This is a genomic window from Bacillus sp. HMA207 (assembly GCF_003402455.1).
Classification (GTDB): Bacteria; Bacillota; Bacilli; order Bacillales; family Bacillaceae_G; genus Bacillus_A; species Bacillus_A cereus.
In genome coordinates, this window is the sequence record NZ_BEZT01000001.1 from 2679545 (window position 1) to 2706122 (window position 26578).

Sequence of the window (26578 nt, forward strand, 5' to 3'; positions counted from 1 at the left end):
ATATAGTTTACAGATAAACGAGATGAATTACAACCTTTTAGAATAAACCTACTGCTTTTCCATCTTCATTTACATCCATTTGAAGTGCTGCTGGCTGTTTTGGAAGACCTGGCATTGTTAACATTGTACCTGTTAACGCAACGATAAAGCCTGCACCGATAGATGGTTTTAACTCACGAATTGTAACGATAAAGTCAGATGGACGACCTAATTTTGTTGCATCGTCAGAAAGAGAGTATTGTGTTTTCGCCATACAAACTGGTAGATTACTCCAACCTTCTCCTTCATATTGAGCTAATTGCTTACGTGCTTTCGGAGCAAATTCAATATCTTTTGCGCCATATACTTTTTGAGCAATTGTACGAATTTTTTCTTCTAATGGTAATTCTAATTCATAAAGTGGTGCGTAGTTGTTTTCACCTTTTTCGATTTCTTTTAGTACTTTTTCAGCAAGGTCAACTCCGCCTTGGCCACCTTTCTCCCAAACTTCTGTTAAGGATACTGCATAGCCACGCTCATTACACCACTCTTGTAAGTATGTAACTTCTGCATCTGTATCTGTAATGAATTTATTAATTGCAATTACGAAAGGCACTCCAAAGCTTTGAATTGTTTCAACATGCTTCTGTAAGTTTTCCATACCTTTTGCTAATGCATCTACATTTTCTTCTTTTAATTGATCTTTTGCTACGCCACCATGCATTTTAAGCGCACGAATCGTCGCAACAATAACAACTGCTTCTGGTTTAATGCCAGCTGCACGAGCTTTAATATCTAAAAACTTCTCAGCGCCTAAATCAGCACCAAATCCAGCTTCTGTAATAACATAATCACCTAATTTTGCTGCCATTGTCGTAGCGATAACACTGTTACAACCGTGAGCAATATTCGCAAATGGTCCACCATGAATGATAGCTGGTGTATTTTCTAACGTTTGTACTAAGTTCGGCTTTAATGCGTCTTTTAATAATAGTGTTAACGCACCTTCTACACCTAAATCTTTAACCGTTACAGGTTGATTTGTAAAGTTATAAGCAACTACGATGCGAGATAGACGCGCTTTTAAGTCTTGAATATCTGTTGCAAGGCAGAATACGGCCATAATTTCAGATGCGACTGTAATGTCAAAACCGTCTTCACGTGGTACACCTTGTACAGGTCCACCAAGACCAATTACTACGTTACGAAGGGCACGATCATTTAAGTCAACACAGCGTTTCCAAACAATTTTACGCGTATCAATTCCAAGTGTGTTTCCTTGTTGGATATGATTATCAATAAACGCTGCTAATGCGTTATTGGCAGTTGTGATCGCATGGATATCTCCAGTAAAGTGAAGGTTAATGTCTTCCATTGGTACGACTTGTGAAAAACCGCCACCTGCTGCTCCACCTTTTAATCCCATCGTCGGTCCAAGAGATGGTTCACGAAGTGCAATTACTGTTTTCTTACCAATTTTGTTAAAAGCTTGACCTAAACCAACTGTTACTGTTGATTTACCTTCTCCAGCTGGAGTTGGGTTAATCGCTGTTACTAAAACAACTTTACCGTCTTTCTCATCTTGTAAGCGCTTAAAAATATCAAGAGATAACTTACCTTTATAATGCCCGTATGGCTCTAATTCATCTTCTAAAATATTTAAATCAGCTGCAATTTCTTGAATCTTCTTCATACTCGCTTCTTGTGCGATTTCAATATCGGATTTCACTGTTGTAGTAGTTGTCATATACCCTAGTCCCCCTTTAATTGGTTCTGATGATATTGTATCAGTTTTTTGTATTTTCTGCACTTATTTACCTCCTAAAAATTCTTTCATTTCTTTATACGTTTTTTAACATAAATACCCATAAGAATGTTAACGATTGTTGTAACTCTGTAGGTAGTTGACCTAACATCTTCTCATTTACTCCGCGCTTATATACGCCGATGCCATCTACAACTTTAAAACCTTGTTCTTTCGCTAACTGTTCAAATTCCCAAGGCATCATCGTATTACAAACAACGTCTTTTCCGTACAAGCGAGGATAACTGTTCTCTCGTGGCTTTGCTGTCGGTCCTAAAATTGCAATACATGCATATCCATCTTTCTTTAACACACGTTTTATTTCATTTAACGCTTGTAATGGCTCTTCCGTCCATTCTAAAGAATTAATTGCCATAATTGATTCAAATTGCTCATTTTCAAATGGTAATGCAGAAAGATCTCCTTTTATAAAAGATAAATTCGGTCCTTCTCCGCGTTCCTTACCTTTTTGAATCATCACTTCCGATAAATCTACTCCCACTGCTTTATAGCCTGCGCGACTTAATTTATATGTACCGTAGCCATCACCACAACCAACATCGAGCACTTGTGCTTCTTTCTTCACGTATTGTTCAAAAAACGGAATAATTGTACTTCTGCTACCACTGTCCCACATCTCTTGACTATTTTGATTCCAAAACTCTGCGCTACTATCCCATTTCTTCTCCGCTGACTCGTGCCAATTAAATTTCGTCATACATTCCCCTACCTTCACGTATTATCATTCATTTCATTCTACATCATTTTCCAAAATTCCTGTTTTATCCCGCTTGCAGTAAGACACCTACCTCAAAATTCAATGGATGCGGATCAGTTAATGGGAGAGAACTGCTCATAAAAATCCAATTGTTGCTGGCTGATAATCAGTCCTAGTGGAAAAAATCCCACACTTTATCTTCAATAGGAGATGGATATGTTAACGATGGAATGCGTATTCTCCAATTTTTGCTTTACTTGGGTTTAACTCATACTCATGCTCTTCTCATTTTGAAAGATACTATAGATACACCCAATTGAAAGAGAGGGATGTACATGCGAAGAAAGAGAAATCATCATTTTAAAAGTGGTGAAAAAAACGAAGAGTATGCTGCTGAAATATCACCAGCTGGCATTCCAATTAGACATAAGCGTAAAGAAATTGCAAATGAGATAGAAGGTACAAATACCGGCACAATGGTAGGCTATGTCGCTTTATTTCTTTCGTTATTCTCCATTGCTTTTTATCCAGTTACGCTCGGCTCCCTAGCAATTTTAGTTGGCCTATTAGCTGTCAATTTCGGAGCAAGAACACTTGGATATACAGCAATTGGTTTTGGTAGTTTTTCTGTTTTATTTACTTTACTTTATCCGCTTGCTTTGTCAGCGTTTTAAAAAAACACACCAAGTTATACTTGGTGTGTTCATTCATGATACAACATAATATGACCGCATCCACAACAATGTTTCGCTGTAATTTCTTGAAACACTGGATAATTTTCTTCATCTCGATGCTCAATAAATACTTTTTCAAACCGATACATGTTTGGTGCATATGCCCAATCTTGTTTCGTACGTGCATATAACGTTGAGGAAAAAAACTCCTCACCACCGCAAACGATACATGTGTTCTTCATCGCTATCCCTCCTATGCTTGTCTTACTTCATCTATATGAACATAAGCATAAAAAAAAGACCTTCTATTATTAGAAAGTCTTCTCTGAAACAAAAAGAAATGTACCAAACATTCCTACTCCGCTATATTCTTTTGAAACACCAGCTTCTGTTTTAAATGTTTGCTTTACAGTCATAAAGAATACACCATTTCGTGCATCTGTACTTTCAAATTGTAGTTTTTCTTTTTTACCATCTACATTTTGCGTGCATTCAAAACTACTCTCATTACAATTCAACGCATACTTATCCTCTACATACACTTTAAAATCTGATTCTTTCGGACAAGTTATAAGTAATATTGCCACGAGAATAATACTTATAATACCCACAATTGTATAATATTTCTTCATTTGTACTCCTTTCAAATGACAAGAAAACTTGACTTCATACGCCAAGTTTTCTTAGTCAACAACCCATTGCCACTCTTGTTCTTTCTTATCAAAAATGAGCCAACCTGTTTCTGTTGCTTCCTCTTTCAATTCATCGATATTATCTAACACCTCATCCGTACTTTCATACGAACCAACTACATATACCGGAATTTCAAGACCTCTTCTTGACTCAATCTTCCCTGCTAGATCTATGTAAAGACCATCTTCCATTAGTGGAATCAGTCCCATGATCAATTCTTTTGAAATTGCTGGGAAAATTTTTGATTTTTGGAAGAAAGAAAAACGTTTCTTACCGAAAGCACCGAGTTTATACGGAATGACTTTACTTAACATTCCTACAAAATCAGCAATTCTACGATAATACACTTTGTTGTACCATCCGTCATCATGTGAAAAATAAACAAATCGATTTTTCAACAGCGGAAAGAATGTTCTTGCAAGTGGTTCTTTTTTGTGAGCCAAATATAATAATTCTGCAATTTCTTTCGGCTCTAATTCATCTAAATCGCTTGCATCATCAAAATCTACCCAACAAAATTCATCAAATTCATCAATCTCTGCTTGAATTAACTTATGTATATTTTCTTCCTCAACATATTCAAATAAAGTATGATAATGAAAATCCGTCCATTCAAAGTTGTGCTTCAAAAGCAACACTTGATGAAGCGGTGAAGGGATGTTACTCGCAAACTCTTTAAACGTAATTCCTGATGTAATAAAACAATGACCTCGACGATTACCATTAATATATATCATATTCTTTACTTGGTCAGATCCTCCAGACAAAGCACCTAGCCACCTTCGTTTTATATGTTTCAATTCTATAGCATATTTTAACATGAAAAATTTTAGAAACATAGAAAAAACTTCAAAAACTATTTACAATTTCATGTGTTTTATTACATAGTGATTACAAGAAAAAACGCCTGCTCATAAGCAGGCGTTTTTAAAGGATTTCATCTGGGTTTTGAGGATGATGATTTCCCTCTTTCTTTTCTTCTTTTTGGAACATCGATTGAATTTTATCAATTGTTTGTGGAGCTAATTCAATCATTTTTTCTGCTAAATGTGTCGCATTTTGTAGATGAAGAATATTTACTCCATCTTTATTCACCACAAGAAATGCTACTGGTGTAATCGAAACACCACCCGCGCTACCGCCACCAAATGCAGCGTTACCGTTCGCTCTTTGTCCATCATTCGTTTGGAAATCAGAACCTCCTGCTCCAAAACCGAACGCTACTTTAGAAACCGTTAACACCACACCACCGTCAGCCGTTTGAACAGGCTCTCCAACAATCGTATTTACATCAACCATTTCTTTTAAATTTTCCATTGCTGCTTTCATTAACCCTTGAATTGGATGATCCACCGTTCATAACCTCCTTTGTCATATCTTTCCTAGTTTTTCCGAAAGTTTGTGAACTAAACATAAAATTTTATATTGATTTCAAAAAACTTAAGTTGTAATATTTAGAAAAATAAAAAAAGAGGTCGACCTACTAATCACTTTAATCACCTTACATAATTAAATTTTATTTTAGAAGTTAAAATACTCTCCTATAAATTATTACTTTTTTACCACCAAAACTTACAATACGCACTTTCTTTATGCCTTACGTTTCGATATACCTTTTTTATTTTTCCTTTGATATCTTGGAGTTTCTCTTTTATGTTGCTCCCACGTTTTATTAAATGACTGAAATTTAAACTTGCAATATGCTAATAGCTGAAATCCTGCTGCTGCGATGGCTATCGTATACAGTGAACTCCCCCCCACTTAGTATCTCTTATGAGCATACCCCTAAGTGGGGGCTTCTCGGTTCATCGCTACTTTTGATAGCTAACGAATTTGTCCTAGGACAGCCGAGCTAACTCCCTTGTTCCAAAGGTTATTTTGTTACTATTTATGCCAACGCTAGTAAGCGTATGGCTTCTTTTTTGATATTGATAGCTGCGTTATAATCACGGCCGATTGTGAGTCCACACGAACACGCATACATGCGTTCACATAATGGCATTTCTTTTTTATTTCTACAACGACTACACATCTTTGTAGAAGGAAACCATTTATCTATTTTTACAAGCTGTTTTCCTTGTTCTTGCAGCTTATATTCTAAAAATGTCGTGAACATCCTCCAACCGTTGTCCGCTACACTTTTACCAAAGCGAAGTGCTCGTGCCATTCCTTTCATATGTAAGTCTTCAATTGCTACAACGTCAAAATTCGTAGCTAATTCTTTAGACTTGTGATGAAGAAAATTTTTACGTTGATTGGCGACCTTTTCATGCAACTTCGCTACACGAATACGTTGTTTATTCCAGCGCACTGAACCTTTTACACGCCTTGCTAATACTCGTTGTGCCTTCGCTAATTTGTCTAATATCTGATGATAAAAGCGAGGATAATTGGCTTTCTCATCTTCGCTACTCACGTACAATTCAGCCATTGCGAAGTCTAATCCAACTACACGTTCTACTTCTTTTGGAGTGATTTCTTTTTCATATTCGGTCAAAATAGACACGTAATACTTACCAGTTGGTGTCATCGAAATCGTACATGATTTGATGATATGATTTGGCGGGATCTCTCTATGTTGCTTCAGTTTCACCATTTTCAATTTTGGTAATTTGATATAACCATGAAATAACATAATATTTCCGTTTACTCGATTCGTTGTATAGGATTTTCTACTCTTTTTATTTTTGAATGTAGGAAACTCACTTTGACCACTAAAAAAATTCTTATACGCAGTTTGCAAGTTTAATTGAGCGTTGGCCAATGCCAATGAATCAATTTCTTTCAACCATTCATACTCCACTTTATATTTCGCAGGAGTAGGGAATTTTTGTTTCTTCAGCTCTTCCTTGTTCGCTTTGTGTTTTTCATATATTTCTTTCCGTTCAGCCAGCATTTTATTATACACAAAGCGTACACATCCGAACGTTTTACATATGAGATGTGCTTGTTCTTCTGTTGGATACAGACGAAATTTATACGCCTTATTCTGCTTTGGCATATCCATTCACCTCATTTTCCGCTTCATTTCCCATAAGCTATGACGGTGATCACACAACCTGAACACTACAAGATTATTATCTACTTTCATTGTTATACCAAACTTTACCTCTTATAAGACTGATTATATCAGGGGCGAAATAAATAGGAAACTCAAATGTTTGGCTACGCCAAATCGACATTCATCCCCCACCTACCGCTAGACTATCGTCTTTCACACGCCTCTGGGAGGATACTTCTTTCGGATAATACGTTAAAAGGGGCCCTACTACATACCTAAAGTATCCCACCCATAATCGTTATGAAAATATATCAAAATAAAACTAGTTGCTGCGTAAAATGTAGCCCCCTTCATCATCTTTCCCTTTGTTTTACTAAAGAAAGAAGCATACCTTTCATCGATACTAAACGCACCTTCACTCGCTTGTTTAAACGTATCAAGCGTTGTCACAATATGAACAATAATTCCACCTAATACTAATAGCCCTACATAAACACGTGTATTGAGATCAATTGAATGCTCTATCATCCCAGAAAGTACAAATAACGTGCTTTAGGGAATAAATATAGAATTAAAAACATTACTTGCAAACCATATAACACTAATTCAATCCTAACAATTACCTTATCAAACAAGGTAGTATAATAATCCATTCCTCCCACAAAAATAATAACCATAAATAATGAAGTATAAAATATCGTTCCGAGCATAAAACCCTTAGCACCTTCAGGACTTAAACGTCCTTGACATGTCATCCTAAACTTATCTAAATCTTCTTCTTTTATATCCCACACCCTGACTCTTCACCCTCTATACAGTTTAAATAAATTTCATTCACTTCAATTCTATTTCACTCTTATTTACTTTCCGGTTTGGATTTTGTATTTCGCTTTCGAATTCTCCCACGCATTCTCTCATTCTCTTCCCATGACATATTAAATGACTTGAATTTAAATCTACAGTACACCAATAGTTGAAATTCTGCCGCTCCAATGGCTACTGTATACAGTAAAACAATACCTACCGCATAAAGAACTAAAACATCAATTCCATAACCATCATGAAAATATATCAAAATAAACAGGATTAGCACATATATTGTAGCCCACTTCATCACATCTCCTTTTCTTTTACTAAAAAATGAGATGGATCTTTCATCCTTACTAAACGCACCTTCACTCGCTTGTTTAAATGTATCAATTGTTGTCACAATATGAACGATAACTGCTCCTACAAATAATAACCCTACACAAATTAAAGTCATTCGATCAATTGAATAATCAGATATCCCAGGAAGAACTAACGCTGTAAATGTTATTGTACCTAATTGAAATGCATATAATAATACAACGAGCGTTTGTAACTTTTGAAATTTATAACGTGCTTTTGGAAATGAATATAGAATTAAAAAGATGCATTGTAAGCTATATAAAACAATTTCAATTTTAACAATTGTTTTGTCAAAGAAAGTATTATAATACTCCAAGCCCCCCATAAAAATAAAAAACATAAATACTGAAGTATAAACTATCCCTCCAATAAAGAAAACCATAGCCCCCTCAGGACTTAAACGATTATTACATGTCATTCGAAATTCATCTAAATCTTCTTCTTTTATATTCCACATCCTGGCTCTTCACCTCCTATACGTTTCAATTATTTTTCGAACACTAAAATTCTATTAATATATTATTTATTTTTCGTTTTGAATTTCTTATTTTGTTTTCGAATTCTCCCACCCATTCTCTCATTCTCTTCCCATGACATATTAAATGACTTGAATTTAAATCTACAGTACACCAATAGTTGGAATTCTGCCGCTCCAATTGCAACCGCATACATTAATACAGTTCCCACTCCATACATAACAAAAAAATCAATTGAATAATCATTTTGAAAATACATTAAAATAAGTAGTATGAATATATATATTATAGCCCCCTTTATCATAGCTCCTTTTGTCTTACTAAAAAACGAGGTGGATCTTTCATCACTACTAAATGCACCTTCACTTGCTTGTTTAAATGTATCTAGTGTTGCTACAATATGGATAATAACTGCTCCTACAACTAGTAGCCCGGTATACATCCTACCAATTGAATTGTCAGCCATTTCAGAAACAATCGAAACTACAAATAATATCGTTCCAAATTGAAACGCATATAGTAATACGATTAGCGTTTGTAACTTTTGAAATTTAAAACATGCTTTCGGAAATAGATATATAATTAAAAATATAATTTGAATACTAAATAACACAATTTCAGTTTTAACAATTGTTCTATCAAAAAAATTGTTGTAGTAATTCAAATTCCCTACAAAAATAATAAACATAAATATTGAAATATAAAATATCGTTCCAAGCATAAAACCCACAGCACCTTCAGGACTTAAACGTCCTTGACATGTCATTCGAAACTTATCTAAATCTTCTTCTTTTATATTCCACACCCTGACACTTCACCTTCTATACAGTTTTAATAAGTTCCATGCACTAAAACCCTATTACCTTCTTAACATTTTTAAGTACATAGATTTTTGTACAACTAAATTCAGATAATCTTTTAGGTATACCATTACCACATTAATTACCATAATCATATAATCAGATTGCTTTTTGATAGTCCAAATAGTATCCTTTCTCCTCAAAATTTCCAAATACTCTTCTCTCTTTCACTTAAGTATAACCGCCTTCTTGTCACCTTCATCCATTGCCTTTATTAGGCTCTCATACTTTATTTTGATTTCCCAAAACTACACGCGCTCAGCAAAACATAACTGTCATCACAGTAACTATTTTTCAATACCCCTTTACTCATATCCTCACAACATTTATCGTTCTCAAAATTCAATTAAAATATATTATTTTTGATTTATATACTCTTTTTCATAATTTACATATTCTTTTTTAGAACTTTGATTATTATCTTCCCTGGTATGATAATATGTTGAAATTTCTTGATTGCGTTTTATAAGCTTATCTTCTTTTCTTTCTTCATAATTTACCGATATTGTTATTTGTATTATTCTCATTTGATTTTCTTTTGTATCATTAGGCGTATTAAATTCAATCATCAATATTGCAGAATCAAATTTATCATATTTTAAATTTAACTTGTCATTTATTATGCTTTTAAACTGTAATTCAGTTAAATCATAGCTTATTATGCTCGGTTCACTAAATCTTTTTGTATCTTCACTCGGTTTCAATTTACTAAGTTCATTTAATCCTCTAAACATTATTTTTACATATGAAACATCTATGCCTTGATTCTGGGCTATTGAACGAGATTTTTCATTTTTCAAATTTGTACTATAGACAGTTTCTTTTTTGTAATTTTGATTACTACCAACGTTTTTATCATTTTTTATATCAGTAGCAATCTTTTGAGTTGTTTTCCCATATAAGTCGTTTTCTTTCACATTATATATTCCATGGGTTGTTTGATATATTATCCTGCTATGTTCACCATCTTCTTTTTCTTCATAAGTACTTTCGCTAGTCTCTTCTTTCACATATGCATATCCATCATCACTCGCAGACATAACCGTTTTCATATCACCTTCATCCAATGCCTTTACTAATCTCTCATACTCTATCTTCATCTCCCCAAAACCACATCCACCTAATAAACTTGATACTATTGACAGAACTATCATCATCTTAGCTTTCTTCTTTAACTTCATACTGACACCCCGTTGATTTCTCTAGGCATTTTTAAGTTCATTATGTTCCTTTTTGGAAAGTAATACATTTCACCTTTACTTACTGCTATTTATTTACTCATACAGATTATATTGAAGATACTTTAATTTTTAATAGCATCGATTTATATACAATCCTTAATTGCTTATATATTCTATTCGAATTTTCAGAAATTAAAACTTATTTTATTTCTTTTTCTTTCTTTTCTTCTCTCTCTTTATAACGCTTTAAGAATTCCTGACGCTCCCTTTCGTGTTCCTCCCACGAAATATAAAATGAAGGAAATTTAAATCTACAATAGGCTAATAATTGGAACTCTGCTGCACCTATGGCTACCGCGTACATGATTAGAGTCCCTCCCGCATACAATCCTAAAATATTTAGTGTATAATCATTATGCACATAAATTAAAATGAGAAGCGTTAACACATAAATTAGAGCACACTTAATTGCAATCCTCTTTGTTTTACTAAAAAATGAAGAGGATTTTTCTTCCGTACTAAATGCCCCTTTACTTGCCTGTCTAAAAGTATCAATAGTCGCTAAAATATGCAAAATGACTGCTCCTAAAAATAATAACCCAACATACATTAATGTAATTTGATCAATCGAATAATTTGACATCCCTGGGATTATCAGTATTGTAAATGTTATAGTACTTAGCTGAAACGCATATAACAGTACCACAAGTGTTTGTAGTTTCTGAAATTTAAATGACATCTTAGGAAACAGATAAATAATTAAAAAAATTACTTGAAGACTATAAAACACTAACTCAAAGCTAACAATTATTTTATCAAAGAGAGTCGGGTAATAACTCCAACCAAACCTTATTAACCCTACAATAAGAAAAAACATTATTAATGAAATAAAAAACATCGTTCCAAACATAAACCCTGTAGCCCAGTCGGGACTTAAGCGGTTCTTACAAGTACTTTTAAATTCATTTAAATCTTCTTCTTTTATATTCCACATATAATTACACCATCTTTTCTAAAATCATGTAATAACTCTATTTTTGTAGACAAACTGAAAGTAAATAAATGTTTTTAGTATTTCATATTAAACTAGCCTTTTTTACTTTTTTTAACAAACACAAAATACAGCGATAGCATTAGTATTAAGCCTATTCCACAAACCAATACACCTCCATATTCTTTCTGGTATAAAAAAATAAACATAGTAACAATATAGCCCGGTATTGACAAAATAATGAGCCACTTCCCCAGAAACTCTGCTACTTTATATAGAATTAAAAAGATAAACATAATCCCAACAATAATAGGTGCTATTACACCTTCAAAAAAAACTTTTTCTTTTTTTACGGCTTTAGAATCTTTATTCAAGATATTACATTCCTCCCTTTACTAGTTAATTTATGAATAATGTATTCATTCTATCTTCAATGTAAGTTTACGAGTATCATTTATAACTTTCATTTCAGTTTTTGTTTCGCCTTTGTTCTTTCTCTCTTATTCTTTTTCTATTTGCTATAAATTCTTGGCGTTCCTTTTCATGTTGTTCCCACGTAATATTAAATGATGGAAATTTAAAGCGACAATACACCAATAGGACGAATTCTGCTGATACTACAGCGAATATATATAATATTATTGTTTGTGTCACATAAATTGCCATTTCATCAAATGTATAATTAAGGTTTAAAAAAATTAATACAAGTAGAACTATTACACCGATCGTTATTCCAATCAATAAATATAATTTCGTGTTAGTAAAAAATGAGACAGCCGGTCCTTCTAATTTATATCCTCCATGCTTTGCTTTTCTAAAAACATCGATCGTTACTACAATGTGAGTACAGATTGCACCTAATAGTATTAAACCAACATAAACCAGTGTTTTATTATCACATGGAAAATCAAAGATTTCTTCCACCACCATAGCCATAAATGGTAATGTTGCTAACTGAAAAGAATAAAATACAGTCACAATGGTTTGGAGTTTCTGTAATTTAAAAGCAATTTTTTTAGACATGAATAACATTAAAAAAACGAACTCCAAAATATACAATTTCACTTCAGTTTGTACAACCATCTTCTCAAAAGGAGTTAAAGAAATCTTATCACCATTTAGCAAAAGAATTAAAAACATAATAAGCATGGGTATAGAAGTATATGCAAAAACTCCCCCATAAAAGATTCTTATATAATCCGGACTTAATCGGTTTTTATTTGTAATTTGAAAAAAACCTAAATCTTCTTCCTTTATTTTAAGCATTCATCTTTCCCCATTTCGACGCAAAACTTATTTTATTTCTTTAGTTTTCTTTTTTTCCTTCCCTTCATAAAGCTTTAGTCTTTTCTGACGCTCTCTTTCATGTTCCTCCCACGAAATATAAAATGATGGAAATTTAAATCTGCAATAGGCTAATAACTGGAACTCAGCTGCACCTATGGCTACCGTGTATAGTATAAGGGTCAATACAGAATACCAACCTATTTGCTCCATCGTATAATCATTATTAATATAAATTAAGATTAAGAGAGTTAATACACATAATATAGAGGCAATCATTAAAAAATCTTTTGTCTTACTAAAAAATGAAACTGAATTTTCCCACTTACTAAATGCGCCTTCGCTAGCTTGCTTAAAGGTATTAATCGTTGTAAAAATATGAATAATAAAAGCTCCTAACAATAATAAGGCTACATAAGTCAATGTAATACGATCATTTGAATAACCAAAAATACTCGAAACAACTACTGTTACAAATCCTATAGTCGCAAGTTGAAGTGCATATAACAATATAACTATAGCTTGTAACTTTTGAAATTTAAAACGGGCTTTGGGAAATAAATATACAATAAGAAAAATGATTTGTAAGCTATACAAACATAACTCTATTTTAATAATTGTTTCCTCTAGTAAACTAGGATATACGGACCAACCAAATTTCACCAAACCATAAATTACACCTAACATGATTAATGAGGTGTATATGATTGAACCTAGCATAAAACCTACAGCAGCCTCAGGACTTAAACGATTTCTACATGTTATTTTAAATTCATCTAAATCTTTTTCTTTTATATTCCACATCCAATTGTCCCACCCTTAACTACATTCACTTAAATCATGTAGATTAAAAATAAAAACCTTCTCATTTTAACGAAAAGAGAAGGTTTTCTTACTGTTATACATTCATGCCATATTCAAAACTTTCCCTCTTCAAATAACGTATTATAGTTGTTAATCTTTGTATTTTTGCTATTAATTTAGGCATTTTTACTTTTCTTAAAAAACACCAAATATGCAAATAATGACGAAATTAAGAGGAATACACCCGCCCCTATACCCTCATATATTTTAAAATAAACAGCAGCAATTATCACAAATATTGACATTATTATTATTAGAATCATTGTATATTTCATTATAAATTCTAACGCTTGATAGATAGATACTATTGTCCTTTGAAAAAAACTTTGCTCTGTTTCTGAAACATTCCGATCCTTAATCAAAATAACACCTTCCACTCTTTACAAATTGACTTTTGAATAAACTTTCCCCTTCAAACTAGCAACAAAGCGAACTATAGCACGTAACTACTACCAATACAGAATGAGCCCGTTGAAAATCACATGTCGAAATATTAAGTTAATTACATATAAATTTGAGAACGCAAAACCTCCTCATTCTAACGAGAAGAGAAGGTTTTATTTATGATATTTCCCCAAACCCTATTCAAAACTATCTCTTTTATGATATTTCATGATGTTTCCATATGTTAAAAGTCACAAGCTTAAAATATTATTCTTCATTAAATACAGCAATCTTCACTTCAACATACTGTAAAGACTCATCACCGCTAAACACATGATAAATTGGCGAGGCTAAATTCAGATTATTATCCTCCATATACAGAAGCATTTCACCATATACCTGCTCTGTTAATTTTTCATAATCTCCCGTATATCGTTTCATGAGCATCTCATCAACATAATAATAGCTCCTAAATTGAAGTGTTTCTGATGCTGGAATTTTATCTTCATTTACTGGCATGAATAATTCAACGTACATATTTTCATCAGATGGTATATTTTTCAAAGCATAAAACATCGGACCTTTTACTGTTAAATTCGCTGTTGCAATTTCTGACATAAAATGTTCAATTGCTTCTTCCATATCTTCGTAATGAAAATAGTACTCCTTCGAAACAACATTTGTATATGCAATACTTTGTCCTTCAATTATCATTTTATTGTTTCACCTACTTCTATAATAGGAGCATAAATATCTAGCCACATGTCACCGTATACGTCTAAACATACGTGATAAAAACCGTTATCTAATTTAATATGATGCTGTTCTGCAAACTCATGTATTAAATTATAAGCCTCCTCAATATCACCATCTTCATCTGTAAATCGAACACTTAATGCCTCTTCAATAATTAATCCATCAACGTATTCATATGCAGAATTCTCTCCCAATTTAACACGCTCATTTACTGGAACAGAATACGTATATTCACCGTACTCTGGTTCATTTTCCAATGGCTGATATTTAAAAAGAACAGGACCTACTGCATATATTCCATTATGAACAACTTGATTTCTCAGTGCGATAGCAGGTAATAACCAATCTTCTTTTTTTACAATTTGAGTAATACTAATTAAATTTAAAAGTGATAATGCTTTATATTGAATTTTCATAATAACTACTCCTTTTACTATATCTTGGCTATATTTTTTATGTTTCTTCAAATGTCACTTACGCTCTCCTTCATATTCCTTCCACATTATAGTAAATGACGAACATTTAAATCTACTATACTCATTTCCTTTACGCCTTACGTTTTGATTTACCTTTTTTATTTTTCTTTTGATATCTTGGAGTCTCTCTTTTATGTTGCTCCCATGATATGTTAAATGAAGGGAATTTAAACCTACAATACGCTAATAGCTGAAATTCAGCTGCACCTATAGCTACTGTATACATTAAAACAGTACCTATTACATATCCAATAAAAGTGTCAAACGTATAATCATTATGAAAATAAATTAAAATAAGTAGGATTAATGCGTATATTGAAGCCACTTTCATCATAGTTCCTTTTGTTTTACTAAAAAAGGAAGTGGATCTTTCATTCATACTAAACGCACCTTCACTTGCCTGTTTAAACGTATCAATCGTTGTCACAATATGAATAATCACTGCTCCTAAAAATAAGAAACCTACATATACTAATGTAATTCGATCAACTGTATAATCAGACATTCCAGGAAGAATTAGAGCCGTGAATAATATCGTACCTAATTGAAATGCATATAATAATACAACAAATGTTTGTAACTTTTGAAATTTAAATCGAGCTTTTGGAAATGAATATAGAATTAAAAAAATTATTTGCAAGCTATATAGCACAAGTTCCATTCTAACGATTGTTTTCTCAAAGAAAGTAGTATAATAGTCCCAACCAAACGTTACTAAAGTACCAATAAGAAAAAACATCATTATTGAAACAAACACTATTGTTCCTATCATAAATCCAAAAGCACCTTCAGGACTTAATCGACGTTTACATGTCATCCGAAATTTATCTAAATCTTCTTCTTTTATATTCCACATTACCTATATGCACCTTTCTTGTAGTCTTATTACCAAAATATAGATCCAAGTTTGTGTGTTACTTTTTTAACTCCTTTTTTAGCAAGATCAATTGCATTGTCTTCTCCTCCTAAAAAAGACCATTTTTTATTAATTGCCCATGTAAGTCCTACGGCAACACCAGCTCCAACCACAGTTCCAAGCGGCGGAAGGAAAAACGATCCTGCTACAGCTCCAGCTGCCATCGCTCCAGCATTTGCTCCAATATCTACAGCTGAATCTGTTGCTATATCAGCTACATCATGTAACTGCCAACCATCATCTTTAGTAGCGTCTACAACATTCCCTCCGACTGACACAACAGCCCCAAAAATACCTGCTCCTTTTAATACTGTGGCCGGTTTCCCCATACCTTTAAACATTTCTTTCCATTTCCCAGGATGTAAATCCTTTAAACCGTCTGCATAAGCAGTCTTAAATGCACTCAATCCTCTCTCCCCAATTGCAGTAGGCAATCCTTTCTTCTCCCAATCAACGTGGAAATCTTGATAACTTTGAAACTCTGGTAATTTTAAAATAGTTTTTCTTGCTTTTTTTATTTGTGAATTTGTTGTTTTTAAATTACCAAATTCAAATTCTAATTTATTCTTGATAAATCGAACTAAAACATCATCATTATTATCCATTGTAAGGATTTTTGCTACTTTAACCAAATCTTCTTTCTTTAATGTCGATAGTTCATATACTCCTTTCCCTTTTCGACCTTTAGGATCAAAAAGGACGTCTAAAGCATAATTCTTTTTAACATAATGCATGCGTATATAGGAAGCTAAAAGAGCCTTAGTTCCCTTAACACTAATGTCGAATTTGGTCATTGTATCTGCCATTACCTTAATGATATTTCCAATTGCCACGCTAGATATAAGTTTCCCTATTGAAGCGATAGACAAATTCCCATTATTCACTTTTATTTGCTTCATTCCCTCATCTATCTTACGCATTAATTCATCAAACTCTTGCAGGTCACTTTGCTTACTGTTATAAGTCTCTAATTTTTCTAATGTATCACTAATTTCTTTTTGGCTTTTTACAGCGCCTTCAGTGATGCTTGATGATGATGGATATTGAATTGCGACGATGTCACTAATCGTACCTACTGTTTTTTTCGCCTCTTCATTAGAGTAGCTAAACCCTTCACTATATCCATTAACTTTTTTCTTTACATCATCCAAATAACTTCCATGAATTTTTGCATCTGCATCACTGTCAACCTCACTGTTAAACTCCTCTATTGCTTTTTGAAATTGATTTTTTAACATTTCCGTTGTAACTGTAAATCCCGTGATAACAGCTCCATGAACTGTAGATAAATGATTCTTAATAGTATCAGCAGCTTTCCCTTGAAAAGAGTTAATTTGTGTAAAGTCCTCTATTTTTTGTTGCAATGTTTCCAAATGTTGATTTAACTCTTCAGCACTTGAATTAAACCGCTCTTGCAGTTCTTTTACTTCTTGTAACTCTATGATTTTGCTCATATTTTCTCCCTCCTATCCCTTTACATAGCACGGTGAGCTGAACTGTCTTTCAAATCTTTTCCCAGCTTTTCATCTTGCTGAACCATTTCTTGTCCTGTTTGCTGAATGCTACTAATATCCTTTTGTAGTATTTGTTCATATTGCTGCACTTTTTTCGATAACTTTTCAATCGCTTCACAATATTTTTTCAGTTTACTTAAATTCGTACGATGTAACTGCATACCATTAAATTTAGTCTTACCTAAATCACTAGCACCACTTTTCAAATCACTTACTTTCGCATCAAATACCCCTTTATTTAATTTAATTTCCCCCATTTATCATTTCCCCGCCTTCTGTACTTCTACTTGAATACTAGCGTCAACCATTGAAACACTTCTACTTAGAGAAAGAATACTAGACTCACATGTAGCGATTTCTCTTTCAAGCCGCCGTATAGCTTGATCGATGTCTTCTTGCACTCTCCCTAGTTCTCCGATAAACTTCCCTAAATTCGAAATGACTTGTTGTTCATATGTTTCTTTAAAAGTAGTTGCTCTTTGCCCTTTCCAACTACTCTCGTTTATTTCTAAAGACTTAAACTGCTCTTGATTTTGTTTAATTGCCTCAAGATTATTTACAAATTTCCCCTTAGCAGTTATTAGCCTTCGTAGTTTCATTTGTAATTCAGCCAATTGCCCTTGTTGATGACTTATACTACTTAATAAACCCGATTTTTGACTATTTAATTCCTCTATCCCCATGCAAATCCCCCCTTAAATAGTTGGCACTTTAATTCTAGTAGCAAAACGATTTTCAACAAAATACCCTTCAAATGGATTTAATTTTGTACTACTTAAATCTTTATTAGATACATCAAAGACCATTTGGCCTGATGATTTTCTAAGTAAAATAACATGAGATTGCGTTTTTATTGTTTTTGAAACTAAGTCGTATCGACTGTCAATTGAATCAACATCACAGCCAATTACGAAGTGGATGCCCATAAATGCACCATTTGTTATTAATTCCGCTAAACTATATATATCGCTATCTTCTAAATTACTTAAAATATCATTTACATCTGCAATTACGATTACAATCGGCTTAAATTTCTTAATAAATTCTGCCGGGTTCACTGTTTCACTTGATGCTTCCTGCTCCTCTTTAAACGCCGCTTCTCTCGATTTATAAGCGTTTGTAACTTGTTTAATCGTTTTCTCAATTCCTGTTTTTTCAGCTACATATAAAGCAGCGCTCTCTCTATAGTTTGAGAAATTTCGTGTTCTTGTATCAATTAAACCTAGGTCAAAGTGTCCACTGTCTGCTAACTGTTGAAGGAATTGATGAACTACATTTTCAACTTCATCTTTCTTAATTCCCCCTACAACAATATTAGACGCTTCCGTTAAATCTAATTCGAGAGGCGTAACGTTTTCTGTCTCTACACCAAATGTTAGTTTGCCTGCTTCAATAATTTTTCTTGTTTCTGGCCATGCAATGAATTCCTTGTATTCCAGAACTTCAGGTACCATAGGAATTGCTTTCGGTCTTTCTCCATCCCAGAAGGAATCCATCTCTTTTCCTTCAGCTTGTATATTTTCAATTCGAGTAAGGACATCTTCTCCATTTGTCGGTAAAGCTGTTTGGAAGATTGTTGGTTCGTCAATTTTAACTAAACCACGGCCTGCTAATTCTTCAATTTTCAACTCTGTTCTTCCTACAATAGCTCTAGATTCTGCCTCATCTATCATATATAGCGCAATTTGTAGTTTAATATTTGTATTTACTTGTACTCTCAATGCATTTTGACGTGTAGCCGTAAGCATTAAATGAATTCCTACTGCTGCCCCTTCACGTACAATTTGTGCAATAATGCGTTCAAAGTCTTCGACAAATCCAGCTTCTCTAACAGCATCATAGTTATCTAACGTAATTAATATTGTTGGTAATACTTCTTTACTAGCTCTCTCATACATTTCAAGACTCGCAACACCATATTTACTTAGCAATTGCTTTCTATCTTTTAATAGGTCTTCTATGCGACGAAGAAATTTCTCGCATTTTTCAACTTGGTCTAATGTAATGATGTCTGCCACATGCGGTAAGGATTTTAATGGCATTAAGCCATTTGTTCCGAAGTCTAATAAATACACATGCAAATGCTCCGGACTATGCTGACGAGCTACATCCATAATGACTGATTGTAAGAATGTTGATTTTCCGTAGCCTGGACTTGAGAAAACCGCTACGTGTCCGTCTTTACTAATATCTAGTGTTAATGGTGTTTGTGATTGTAATTCAGGCTGATCTAGTAGACCAACTGTTGCTTGTAATGGTTTCTTTTCTTTCGTCCATGCTTCTTTGAATTGAATAGCGTGTAAGTCTTGTAAATATACGCTTTCTGGAAGTGGTGGTAACCACGGTCTAGCTAATGCTTCAATTTCATTTATTTCTGCGTAATCGTGAATGTAGTCAATAACAGCATCCAGTTCAGATGGTACGCTTATTACTTCTTTACTGTTACCAAGTCCACTTAAATCTTCACTTAATATTTCATATTGTCCTAGATCATTTATTGCATAGATTGTTGCGTCTAAATGTTCTTTATCCTCTTTGTTTTCTACATAGTCTGCTCCGCTCCAAGCTGATTGGAATAGTTCATAAATTTCATTATTCCCAACTTGTAAGTAAGCACGTCCTGGTAATGTAATTTCAGCAGCATCTGGTGTTTTTAAAATTTCATTACTATCTGACGTATTTTGAACTTTTAATGCTAGTTTGAATTTCGAGTTACTCCAAATTTGATCATCTACAACACCACTCGGTTTTTGCGTAGCTAATATTAAATGAATTCCGAGTGAACGACCGATACGCGCTGTTGAAACTAACTCTTTCATAAATTCTGGTTGTTCTGACTTCAGTTCCGCGAATTCATCACTAATTAAAAATAGATGTGGCATCGGTTCACTTACTAAGCCTTCTTTATACAGTTTTTGATACTGATTAATATGGTTTACATCATTTTCGCCAAATAATCGTTGTCTTTTTTGTAATTCAGCTTTAATTGATGCGAGCGCTCTCATACTTTGTGCTCCATCTAAGTTCGTAATTGTTCCTAATAAATGCGGTAAGTTTTTGAATAAATTCGCCATTCCGCCGCCTTTATAGTCAATTAGTAAAAAGGCTACTTCGTACGGGTGAAAATTGACTGCTAGAGATAAAATATACGATTGTATAATTTCCGATTTACCTGAACCTGTTGTACCTGCTATTAATCCGTGTGGTCCGTGTGCTTTTTCGTGTAAGTTTAAGTTTACGATATCTTCTTTACCACGTAATCCAAGTGGTACAGCTAAAGATTTATGCGCTGCATTTTTCTCCCAACGACTTGTGATATTCAGTTCTTTTACTTTTTCAACGCCGTACATTTCTAAAAATGTTACGCTTTCTGGAATACTATTTTTTAAGTTTTGCAAATGATTTAATGGTGCTAATGCCCGTGAAATATCTTCTAAATTGAACCCTTTCGGTACGTGATTTAGTTTAAATTGACGGTTAACAAGCTCTCCTTGCTCTAAGATGATGTTCCCTTGTTTTGCATCTCTTATATCTATTACCGTTTTCACATGCTCCGGTAAACTTTGCATAACATCTTGTACAAATACAAGTGATACACCTAATTGACTCGGATCATCATTAAAGAATTCCATAACAACATGGTCTAATATTAGTTTTTCATCTGTAATGAGAACGACATAGTGCGGTGCAAAGTACATTTTTTCATTAGTAGAACTTTTTTCATCTAGTTTTAATTTTCGTTCTTTCAATATTTGATACAAACTATTTAACACTTGATCACGGCTACGATCATGGTATACAAATCCACGTACATTTATATCGCGAACACTTCCATGAGGTAACCAGCGCATCCAATCCCATTTTTCTTTTTCTTCTTCCGGAAAAATAGTAATAAACTGCAAGTCATAATAACTATGGAATAAAGCCGTTTGTGCAACTAATAATTGTAATTGCTCTAACACTAAAGAGCGTTGGCCAATATAACCGACTGGTCCATTCATTAAATCTGTTACAACTGGTACATCTTCCAATGATAGATAACGCTGTCTTAGTTCACGTGCTATATCGATTAATTCATCTTTCGTTTGACTAAACTCTTCTTCATTAAATTGAATTTCAAAACTCGTATTAGCTTGTCCTGTTCCAACGCTAAATGTTAAGAAATCATGATGTAACATTGTTTTTTCATAAATTCTAGGATTTACTTGAACTGCCATATTACGTATTACTTCTACATTTGGATTGTGATAATGTAATGCGTGACGCTGTTTTTCACTTTCTGCATGTAAATCTTTCGTTTTTTGTTTTATATACTCTCTATAGCTTTTATCTCGTTCAACAATGTCGACTTTATATTGCTTCAAATTTTTAATATACGATGTGACAGAAACAATGATTGTTACTAATGTCATCGCAATCGATGCGATAATAAACATTCCATATTTCATGAAAATAGCAAGTAATACAGTTACGACAATCATGACAAGTGAAGGTGCAATGATTCTTGCTAAATGCTCCGTTGGTTTTGATGGCATACTTGAAGGCTTTGCAATTGTCATTTTCTCTTCTGGTTCACGGTAAATAATACGTGGTGAACGATGATAGTCTGGATAACCACTTTGATAATTCGTTTCTGATTCTACTAAAATAGGTAACGCAGATTTCACTTTATCTTCTGAAGAAAGTACTTGAATGTCTTCACTACCAATCTCCAATAAAATACCATCAAAATATAATACGTCTCCTGATTCCAACATAACGCTATCTTTTAACTTCGTATAATTATGAAATACATCCCCGCCATACACGTTCACTTTAAAAGAATCGTACAACGTTTCGCGAGATAGCATTAAATCTACACTAGTCCCGGTAATAGAAATATCATCGTAATCGTTTTGACTCACTGTAAGAGAATGTTTCGTTCCAATATCAAACACTTTAGTTGTGCCAACAATAGATATAAAGATTTTCAAGCTCACATCTCTTGTTTTCCCAATCTCAATTTCCTTATTGAATTCTATTAATTGATCCTGTACCATCCAAGCATTTACTTCATTATTCCACTTTAACTCTACTTCTTGTTCTAAACTTGGATTCGTAATATCATTTGTCCACTCTTTTCCAATCGACACTATTGATTGCTCATTTGGATGTAATGTGCACTTATATATTTTGTCTCCATAAGTCAATACTAATAGTTGCTCCATCCGTGTTCACTGCTCCTTTTCAACTGTCTCATCAAGTGCTTACTCTTTTTTCTCTGTGTCCGACAAATTTTTATCGTTTGATGAATTGCCATATTTCTTTTTATATTCATCTAATTGTTGCTCATATGTTTTTAACTTTTGATCACGTTCTTCCCCTGATAAATCTGGATTATTTTTCAGTGATTCAATTTGTTTAACAAGGCCGTACATAATAAGCTGAGGATCATCAAGTGTCTTAGCTAAATCTAATGATTTATCAAAATTACCTTTTCCGTTATACATCCAATACAGCAAATACTTTTCATCACTTTTCAAACTAATGTTTTTCATAATCGATTTCTTTTGAGCTTCACCTAGTTTTTCAGCTGTAATGTATGCGAATGCTAACTCATATTTAGATGCAATCGGTAATGATTCAAACTCCTCTTCATTCAATTGCGTAATGACTTTGTCATAATCAGTTGCTATGAAACTTGCATTTGCTTCTAACAATTTATTTTGATAAGGAAATTTTATAAAAGTGAAATATATTAAAGGAGCAGCTAAAATAACTGTCGCCGCTATGAAGGAAAAAGCTAAGTATTTAAATGATTTATAGCTTTTTTTAGGTACTAACTGCATATTTTTTTCTGTTTTTGTTTGTTCCTTCTCAAAGCTGTCATCAAGAAACTGCAGTAATGCATCTAAGCTTTCCATTTGAGCAACGGTCTGTTCAAATGTTGTTTCTTTTGCATCTTTTAGTAACCCAGCATACAAATCATCAAAGTTATGTTTTTGGGAGAATAAAGCAATAATTAGACACTTATATTGTGTTAAAAATTGCTCTTCTAATAACGGGGTTGGCGGAACAATATCTCGAATTCCTCTATGTATAATACTTGGTATTAAATTAGCATTAAAAACTATATTGTCTGGATGTAAAAAGAACGTGATTCGTTTATTTAAATATTTACGAAACTGCGCAACATTCCGAAGTAGTCTTAATTTCTCATTTCTTCCAAAACGGCTAAGATCGTCCCACTTATATAATTTTTTATCTACTTGATATAGAAACGTAAACATATCATCCGTTTCTTCTATTGTTAATGGTACAAATTCAGATGATTCGCCCGTAATTATATCGAATTGACGGAAGTCTTTTATACGTGTTTGAGATTTGGTCATCTCCAATTTCCAATTTTCTTTTTCTATTTGAAATTGATAGTTCATTGCATCAATTTGAATTATTTTTTCCGTCATGTTTATCCTCTTCTCCTTTTCTTTATAACCCGTAATAACTTATTTTCAAATAACTAAAAGTAAAAAATATTCTTTATAAAACTTGCAAAATATCTCCATCTGTTATTTGGTGATCAATTAAACGATCATTATCTGTTAAAACAATTGACTTATTTTTCACTTTAATTACAAAATGTGAACCTTCATGATTATCAATCTTTAGCGTATCTAATAAGTTTTTTAATAAATATTTAATAGATTGATGATTCGGAATACGCAAATCATATGTATTTCCATTCCATTTACTAAAATCTACTGTCACATTGATATGTGTTTGTATTGCCATCACTTTACCTCCAACTTTTACGAAGAACCGTATAAATACCGATGCAAATAAGTAGAATGCCGCCGCCAAATAATAATATTATTGTTATACTAATTGGCTCTTCATTCATTGTTTCATTACTCGCTACTTCATCTGCACTTTTTCTGACAATGTATTCACTGCTAAACAAGCTATTTTTCGTATCTTTAACACTATTATTCTCTTTTTGTTTTATAAAAAGAGAATCTCGCAAAGCTTCCATATCTTTTTGTTCTTTCTTTTTCTTTTTCTCAATTTCTTCTTCTATATCTTTGTTAAATAATTCAATCGATGCTTTATCTAATTCTGTTTCCTTATGTTCCTTTTTATTTTTTTCTTGGTCGCTTTCTTCAAGTCGATCCACTTTAAACTTAATCTTCCCATCATCACCAAGATAACTGTCAGCCGCGCTCCTTATCGGTAGCGCGACAAACAGTAAAAGGATAGAGAGAAATGATAACTTAGCCACTATGCTCCATTGTTTGATCATTTACTTCTTTTTCCTCCCATTTCTTATGCCATACAAATAGATTACTAACCAATCCAATAATGGCAATTACAAACAATACGACAAAAATAACTTTCCCAGTATCTTTACCACTAATAAAATCATTTAGAAAACTTTCTATATACTGAAGCGGTGAGAATTGACGTATCTTTCCGACAGAGGACATTTGATCTACTTTACTTCCAACTGCCTCAGTTAAAAATAGGTACATGCTTAAAAATACTAATAGTATAAACATACCTACCATTTTTATTTGTCGTAATAAGTAGGTTGAGACCAATACAAACGCCATCATAATAAATGTGATGAACGCAATCCATAGTAAACTTTGATCCTGACCGAACTTTAAAAGACGCCCAGAAATGATACCTATACTAATCCCTTCCACAATTGATATACCGAAAGCTACTACTGTAGTTGGTACATTCATATCAATTAATGAGAATTTCTCTTCAAAATGATCTGATTGCATTCGTTTCTTTTCTTGATTCGCAATTGCGTATGCTGTAAATAATGCAACAATGAAACAAGTTAATACAATTAAGTACGGTGTAAAAGCATTACCTGCTACAATTACTCCATCATTTTGCTTTTGAACTGGACTAGCTAAAAAGTCATATAGCATCTCATTTTGACGATCTCCAATACGGCTATTCGCTAAAATTTTCGTAAAGTTTTTGGAGAATGATTTATCATCTTCCATTTTCTTCGTAAAGTCATTTAATAATAAATCAGCTTTTGAAACAATTGTCGTTCCGCTGTCTTGAATTTCTTTTGCTTGTCCATTAATTTGATCAAATGTTTTATATACATCGTCTGAAGTTGCTAAACTATGCTTCGAACTTTCGACCAATGACTGACTTTGCATCATTAATGATTTAATACCAGAATCTAACGATAAAATAGCTGTTTGCTCACCAGCATGATTTGTTGTTAATACTTGCTGCTCTTCAACTAGCTTTAAACTATTCTCACGCCATTTCGCTAAACCTTTTAAATACTCTCCTAAATTTTCATTCATACTAGTTGCTTGTTGCGTCGTTCCATTTAATTTCTCCGCTAGTAGCATAGAATTTTGATCCGCACTAGTAATAGATTGTTGATAAGAGTTTATTTTTTGTTTTAAACCTGACATATCTTGCTTTATTTCTGTAGTAATACTTGATGAAACAAGATTTGAAATTAAATCAATTAAACTTTGTTTATTTAATACGTAGTACAAAGATTGATCCGTCGCAATTGCATCTAAACTTCCCTCTTCTAACTTAGGACCTACATCTTTCGTTCTTAAATCAATCCCATAATACATTTCGTAAAGGCTCATTAAACCTTGATAACTTTCGACTGTATCTACTGCTTCTTTAATTAATACACTAGATATATTTTTTGTTAATACTTCTGCTTTTTGATGTACAACTTGATTCGTTGTACTTTCAGTAACTTTACCGTTATCTGTTCCCGTTTCGCCTCCTGGATTTCCTCCGGTCCCGTTGTCTGTTCCCGTTCCGCCTCCTGGGTTTCCTCCGGTTCCGTTGTCTGT

At 33.2% G+C, this 26578-nt stretch carries 27 protein-coding genes and 2 pseudogenes; 1 reads left to right on the plus strand and 28 read right to left on the minus strand.

Translation table 11 applies throughout. The features are described 5' to 3' along the window. Positions 1 to 37 precede the first annotated feature (37 nt). Together HMAS_RS13860 and HMAS_RS13865 are read right to left on the minus strand one after the other, a co-directional pair. On the minus strand, positions 38 to 1726 hold the full coding sequence (locus HMAS_RS13860) for a formate--tetrahydrofolate ligase (RefSeq protein WP_044307460.1): 1689 nt from the start codon (positions 1724 to 1726) through the stop codon (positions 38 to 40). Positions 1727 to 1820: 94 nt separating this feature from the next. Next, a complete protein-coding gene (locus tag HMAS_RS13865; RefSeq protein ID WP_116344879.1) occupies positions 1821 to 2501 on the minus strand; it encodes a class I SAM-dependent methyltransferase in 681 nt (226 codons plus the stop codon). A gap of 335 nt (positions 2502 to 2836) precedes the next feature. On the opposite strand from HMAS_RS13865, the gene HMAS_RS13870 reads away from it, so the two are divergent. Then, a complete protein-coding gene (locus HMAS_RS13870) occupies positions 2837 to 3175 on the plus strand; it encodes a hypothetical protein (RefSeq protein ID WP_001253202.1) in 339 nt (112 codons plus the stop codon). Positions 3176 to 3204: 29 nt separating this feature from the next. Here the strand turns inward: HMAS_RS13870 and HMAS_RS13875 are convergent, their stop codons facing one another. The 26 genes and pseudogenes from HMAS_RS13875 to HMAS_RS14000 all read right to left on the minus strand — a co-directional run. Next, the gene (locus HMAS_RS13875) at positions 3205 to 3417 is read right to left on the minus strand and encodes a hypothetical protein (protein WP_000798747.1); all 213 of its coding nucleotides are present in this window, start codon (positions 3415 to 3417) and stop codon (positions 3205 to 3207) included. Positions 3418 to 3486: 69 nt separating this feature from the next. Beyond that, entirely contained in the window at positions 3487 to 3807 is a 321-nt protein-coding gene (locus tag HMAS_RS13880; RefSeq protein WP_000761171.1) for a hypothetical protein, read from the minus strand. Positions 3808 to 3858: 51 nt separating this feature from the next. Beyond that, entirely contained in the window at positions 3859 to 4635 is a 777-nt protein-coding gene (locus tag HMAS_RS13885) for an oxalate:formate antiporter (protein WP_000014087.1), read from the minus strand. Between the two features lie 160 nt (positions 4636 to 4795). After that, positions 4796 to 5221 (minus strand): GerW family sporulation protein, encoded by a 426-nt coding sequence (ytfJ, locus tag HMAS_RS13890; protein ID WP_000349986.1) that lies wholly within the window; start codon positions 5219 to 5221, stop codon positions 4796 to 4798. A 535-nt stretch (positions 5222 to 5756) separates the two neighbouring features. Continuing rightward, positions 5757 to 6869, minus strand: coding sequence for an RNA-guided endonuclease TnpB family protein (locus HMAS_RS13895; protein ID WP_044584396.1), 1113 nt, complete (start codon positions 6867 to 6869; stop codon positions 5757 to 5759). Between the two features lie 276 nt (positions 6870 to 7145). Next, positions 7146 to 7663 (minus strand): annotated as a pseudogene (locus HMAS_RS13905) (hypothetical protein); the annotation flags it as partial. Between the two features lie 62 nt (positions 7664 to 7725). Continuing rightward, positions 7726 to 8496, minus strand: coding sequence for a hypothetical protein (locus HMAS_RS13910; RefSeq protein ID WP_044584395.1), 771 nt, complete (start codon positions 8494 to 8496; stop codon positions 7726 to 7728). Between the two features lie 62 nt (positions 8497 to 8558). After that, a complete protein-coding gene (locus HMAS_RS13915; protein ID WP_116344880.1) occupies positions 8559 to 9320 on the minus strand; it encodes a hypothetical protein in 762 nt (253 codons plus the stop codon). 222 nt (positions 9321 to 9542) lie between these two features. Beyond that, a complete protein-coding gene (locus HMAS_RS28330; protein ID WP_306307679.1) occupies positions 9543 to 9614 on the minus strand; it encodes a hypothetical protein in 72 nt (23 codons plus the stop codon). A gap of 117 nt (positions 9615 to 9731) precedes the next feature. Further along, positions 9732 to 10556, minus strand: coding sequence for a DUF3952 domain-containing protein (locus tag HMAS_RS13920; protein ID WP_044584393.1), 825 nt, complete (start codon positions 10554 to 10556; stop codon positions 9732 to 9734). Between the two features lie 199 nt (positions 10557 to 10755). Further along, entirely contained in the window at positions 10756 to 11550 is a 795-nt protein-coding gene (locus tag HMAS_RS13925) for a hypothetical protein (protein ID WP_044584392.1), read from the minus strand. A 92-nt stretch (positions 11551 to 11642) separates the two neighbouring features. Continuing rightward, on the minus strand, positions 11643 to 11921 hold the full coding sequence (locus HMAS_RS13930; RefSeq protein ID WP_044584391.1) for a hypothetical protein: 279 nt from the start codon (positions 11919 to 11921) through the stop codon (positions 11643 to 11645). 94 nt (positions 11922 to 12015) lie between these two features. Next, positions 12016 to 12813, minus strand: a complete 798-nt coding sequence (locus HMAS_RS13935; protein WP_044584390.1) for a hypothetical protein — start codon at positions 12811 to 12813, stop codon at positions 12016 to 12018. Between the two features lie 27 nt (positions 12814 to 12840). Next, positions 12841 to 13635, minus strand: coding sequence for a hypothetical protein (locus HMAS_RS13940; RefSeq protein ID WP_000267169.1), 795 nt, complete (start codon positions 13633 to 13635; stop codon positions 12841 to 12843). A gap of 176 nt (positions 13636 to 13811) precedes the next feature. Continuing rightward, positions 13812 to 14057 (minus strand): hypothetical protein, encoded by a 246-nt coding sequence (locus tag HMAS_RS28105; RefSeq protein ID WP_000588631.1) that lies wholly within the window; start codon positions 14055 to 14057, stop codon positions 13812 to 13814. Between the two features lie 289 nt (positions 14058 to 14346). Continuing rightward, positions 14347 to 14793, minus strand: a complete 447-nt coding sequence (locus HMAS_RS13950) for a DUF5085 family protein (protein ID WP_000582716.1) — start codon at positions 14791 to 14793, stop codon at positions 14347 to 14349. Beyond that, positions 14790 to 15251, minus strand: a complete 462-nt coding sequence (locus tag HMAS_RS13955) for a DUF5085 family protein (RefSeq protein WP_000701784.1) — start codon at positions 15249 to 15251, stop codon at positions 14790 to 14792. The genes HMAS_RS13950 and HMAS_RS13955 overlap by 4 nt, the downstream gene beginning before the upstream one ends. Before the next feature lie 130 nt (positions 15252 to 15381). After that, positions 15382 to 16167, minus strand: a complete 786-nt coding sequence (locus tag HMAS_RS13960) for a hypothetical protein (protein ID WP_000267114.1) — start codon at positions 16165 to 16167, stop codon at positions 15382 to 15384. 29 nt (positions 16168 to 16196) lie between these two features. Then, complete coding sequence (locus HMAS_RS13965) at positions 16197 to 17681, minus strand: T7SS effector LXG polymorphic toxin (protein WP_044584389.1); 1485 nt, start codon at positions 17679 to 17681, stop codon at positions 16197 to 16199. 20 nt (positions 17682 to 17701) lie between these two features. Continuing rightward, entirely contained in the window at positions 17702 to 17998 is a 297-nt protein-coding gene (locus HMAS_RS13970; RefSeq protein WP_000503887.1) for a TIGR04197 family type VII secretion effector, read from the minus strand. A 3-nt stretch (positions 17999 to 18001) separates the two neighbouring features. Continuing rightward, complete coding sequence (locus tag HMAS_RS13975; RefSeq protein ID WP_000510565.1) at positions 18002 to 18424, minus strand: YwqH-like family protein; 423 nt, start codon at positions 18422 to 18424, stop codon at positions 18002 to 18004. Positions 18425 to 18436: 12 nt separating this feature from the next. Then, positions 18437 to 22948 carry a type VII secretion protein EssC gene (gene essC, locus HMAS_RS13980; RefSeq protein WP_116344881.1) on the minus strand — a complete coding sequence of 1504 codons (4512 nt, stop codon included), beginning with the start codon at positions 22946 to 22948 and terminating at the stop codon, positions 18437 to 18439. A gap of 39 nt (positions 22949 to 22987) precedes the next feature. Next, a complete protein-coding gene (gene essB / locus HMAS_RS13985; protein WP_000136611.1) occupies positions 22988 to 24187 on the minus strand; it encodes a type VII secretion protein EssB in 1200 nt (399 codons plus the stop codon). Positions 24188 to 24260: 73 nt separating this feature from the next. Beyond that, positions 24261 to 24512, minus strand: a complete 252-nt coding sequence (locus tag HMAS_RS13990; protein ID WP_001007571.1) for an EsaB/YukD family protein — start codon at positions 24510 to 24512, stop codon at positions 24261 to 24263. Between the two features lie 4 nt (positions 24513 to 24516). Continuing rightward, positions 24517 to 25020 carry a type VII secretion protein EssA gene (gene essA, locus HMAS_RS13995; protein ID WP_000595653.1) on the minus strand — a complete coding sequence of 168 codons (504 nt, stop codon included), beginning with the start codon at positions 25018 to 25020 and terminating at the stop codon, positions 24517 to 24519. Further along, positions 24992 to 26578 (minus strand): annotated as a pseudogene (locus HMAS_RS14000) (type VII secretion protein EsaA); the annotation flags it as partial. The gene essA and the pseudogene HMAS_RS14000, both read right to left, overlap by 29 nt.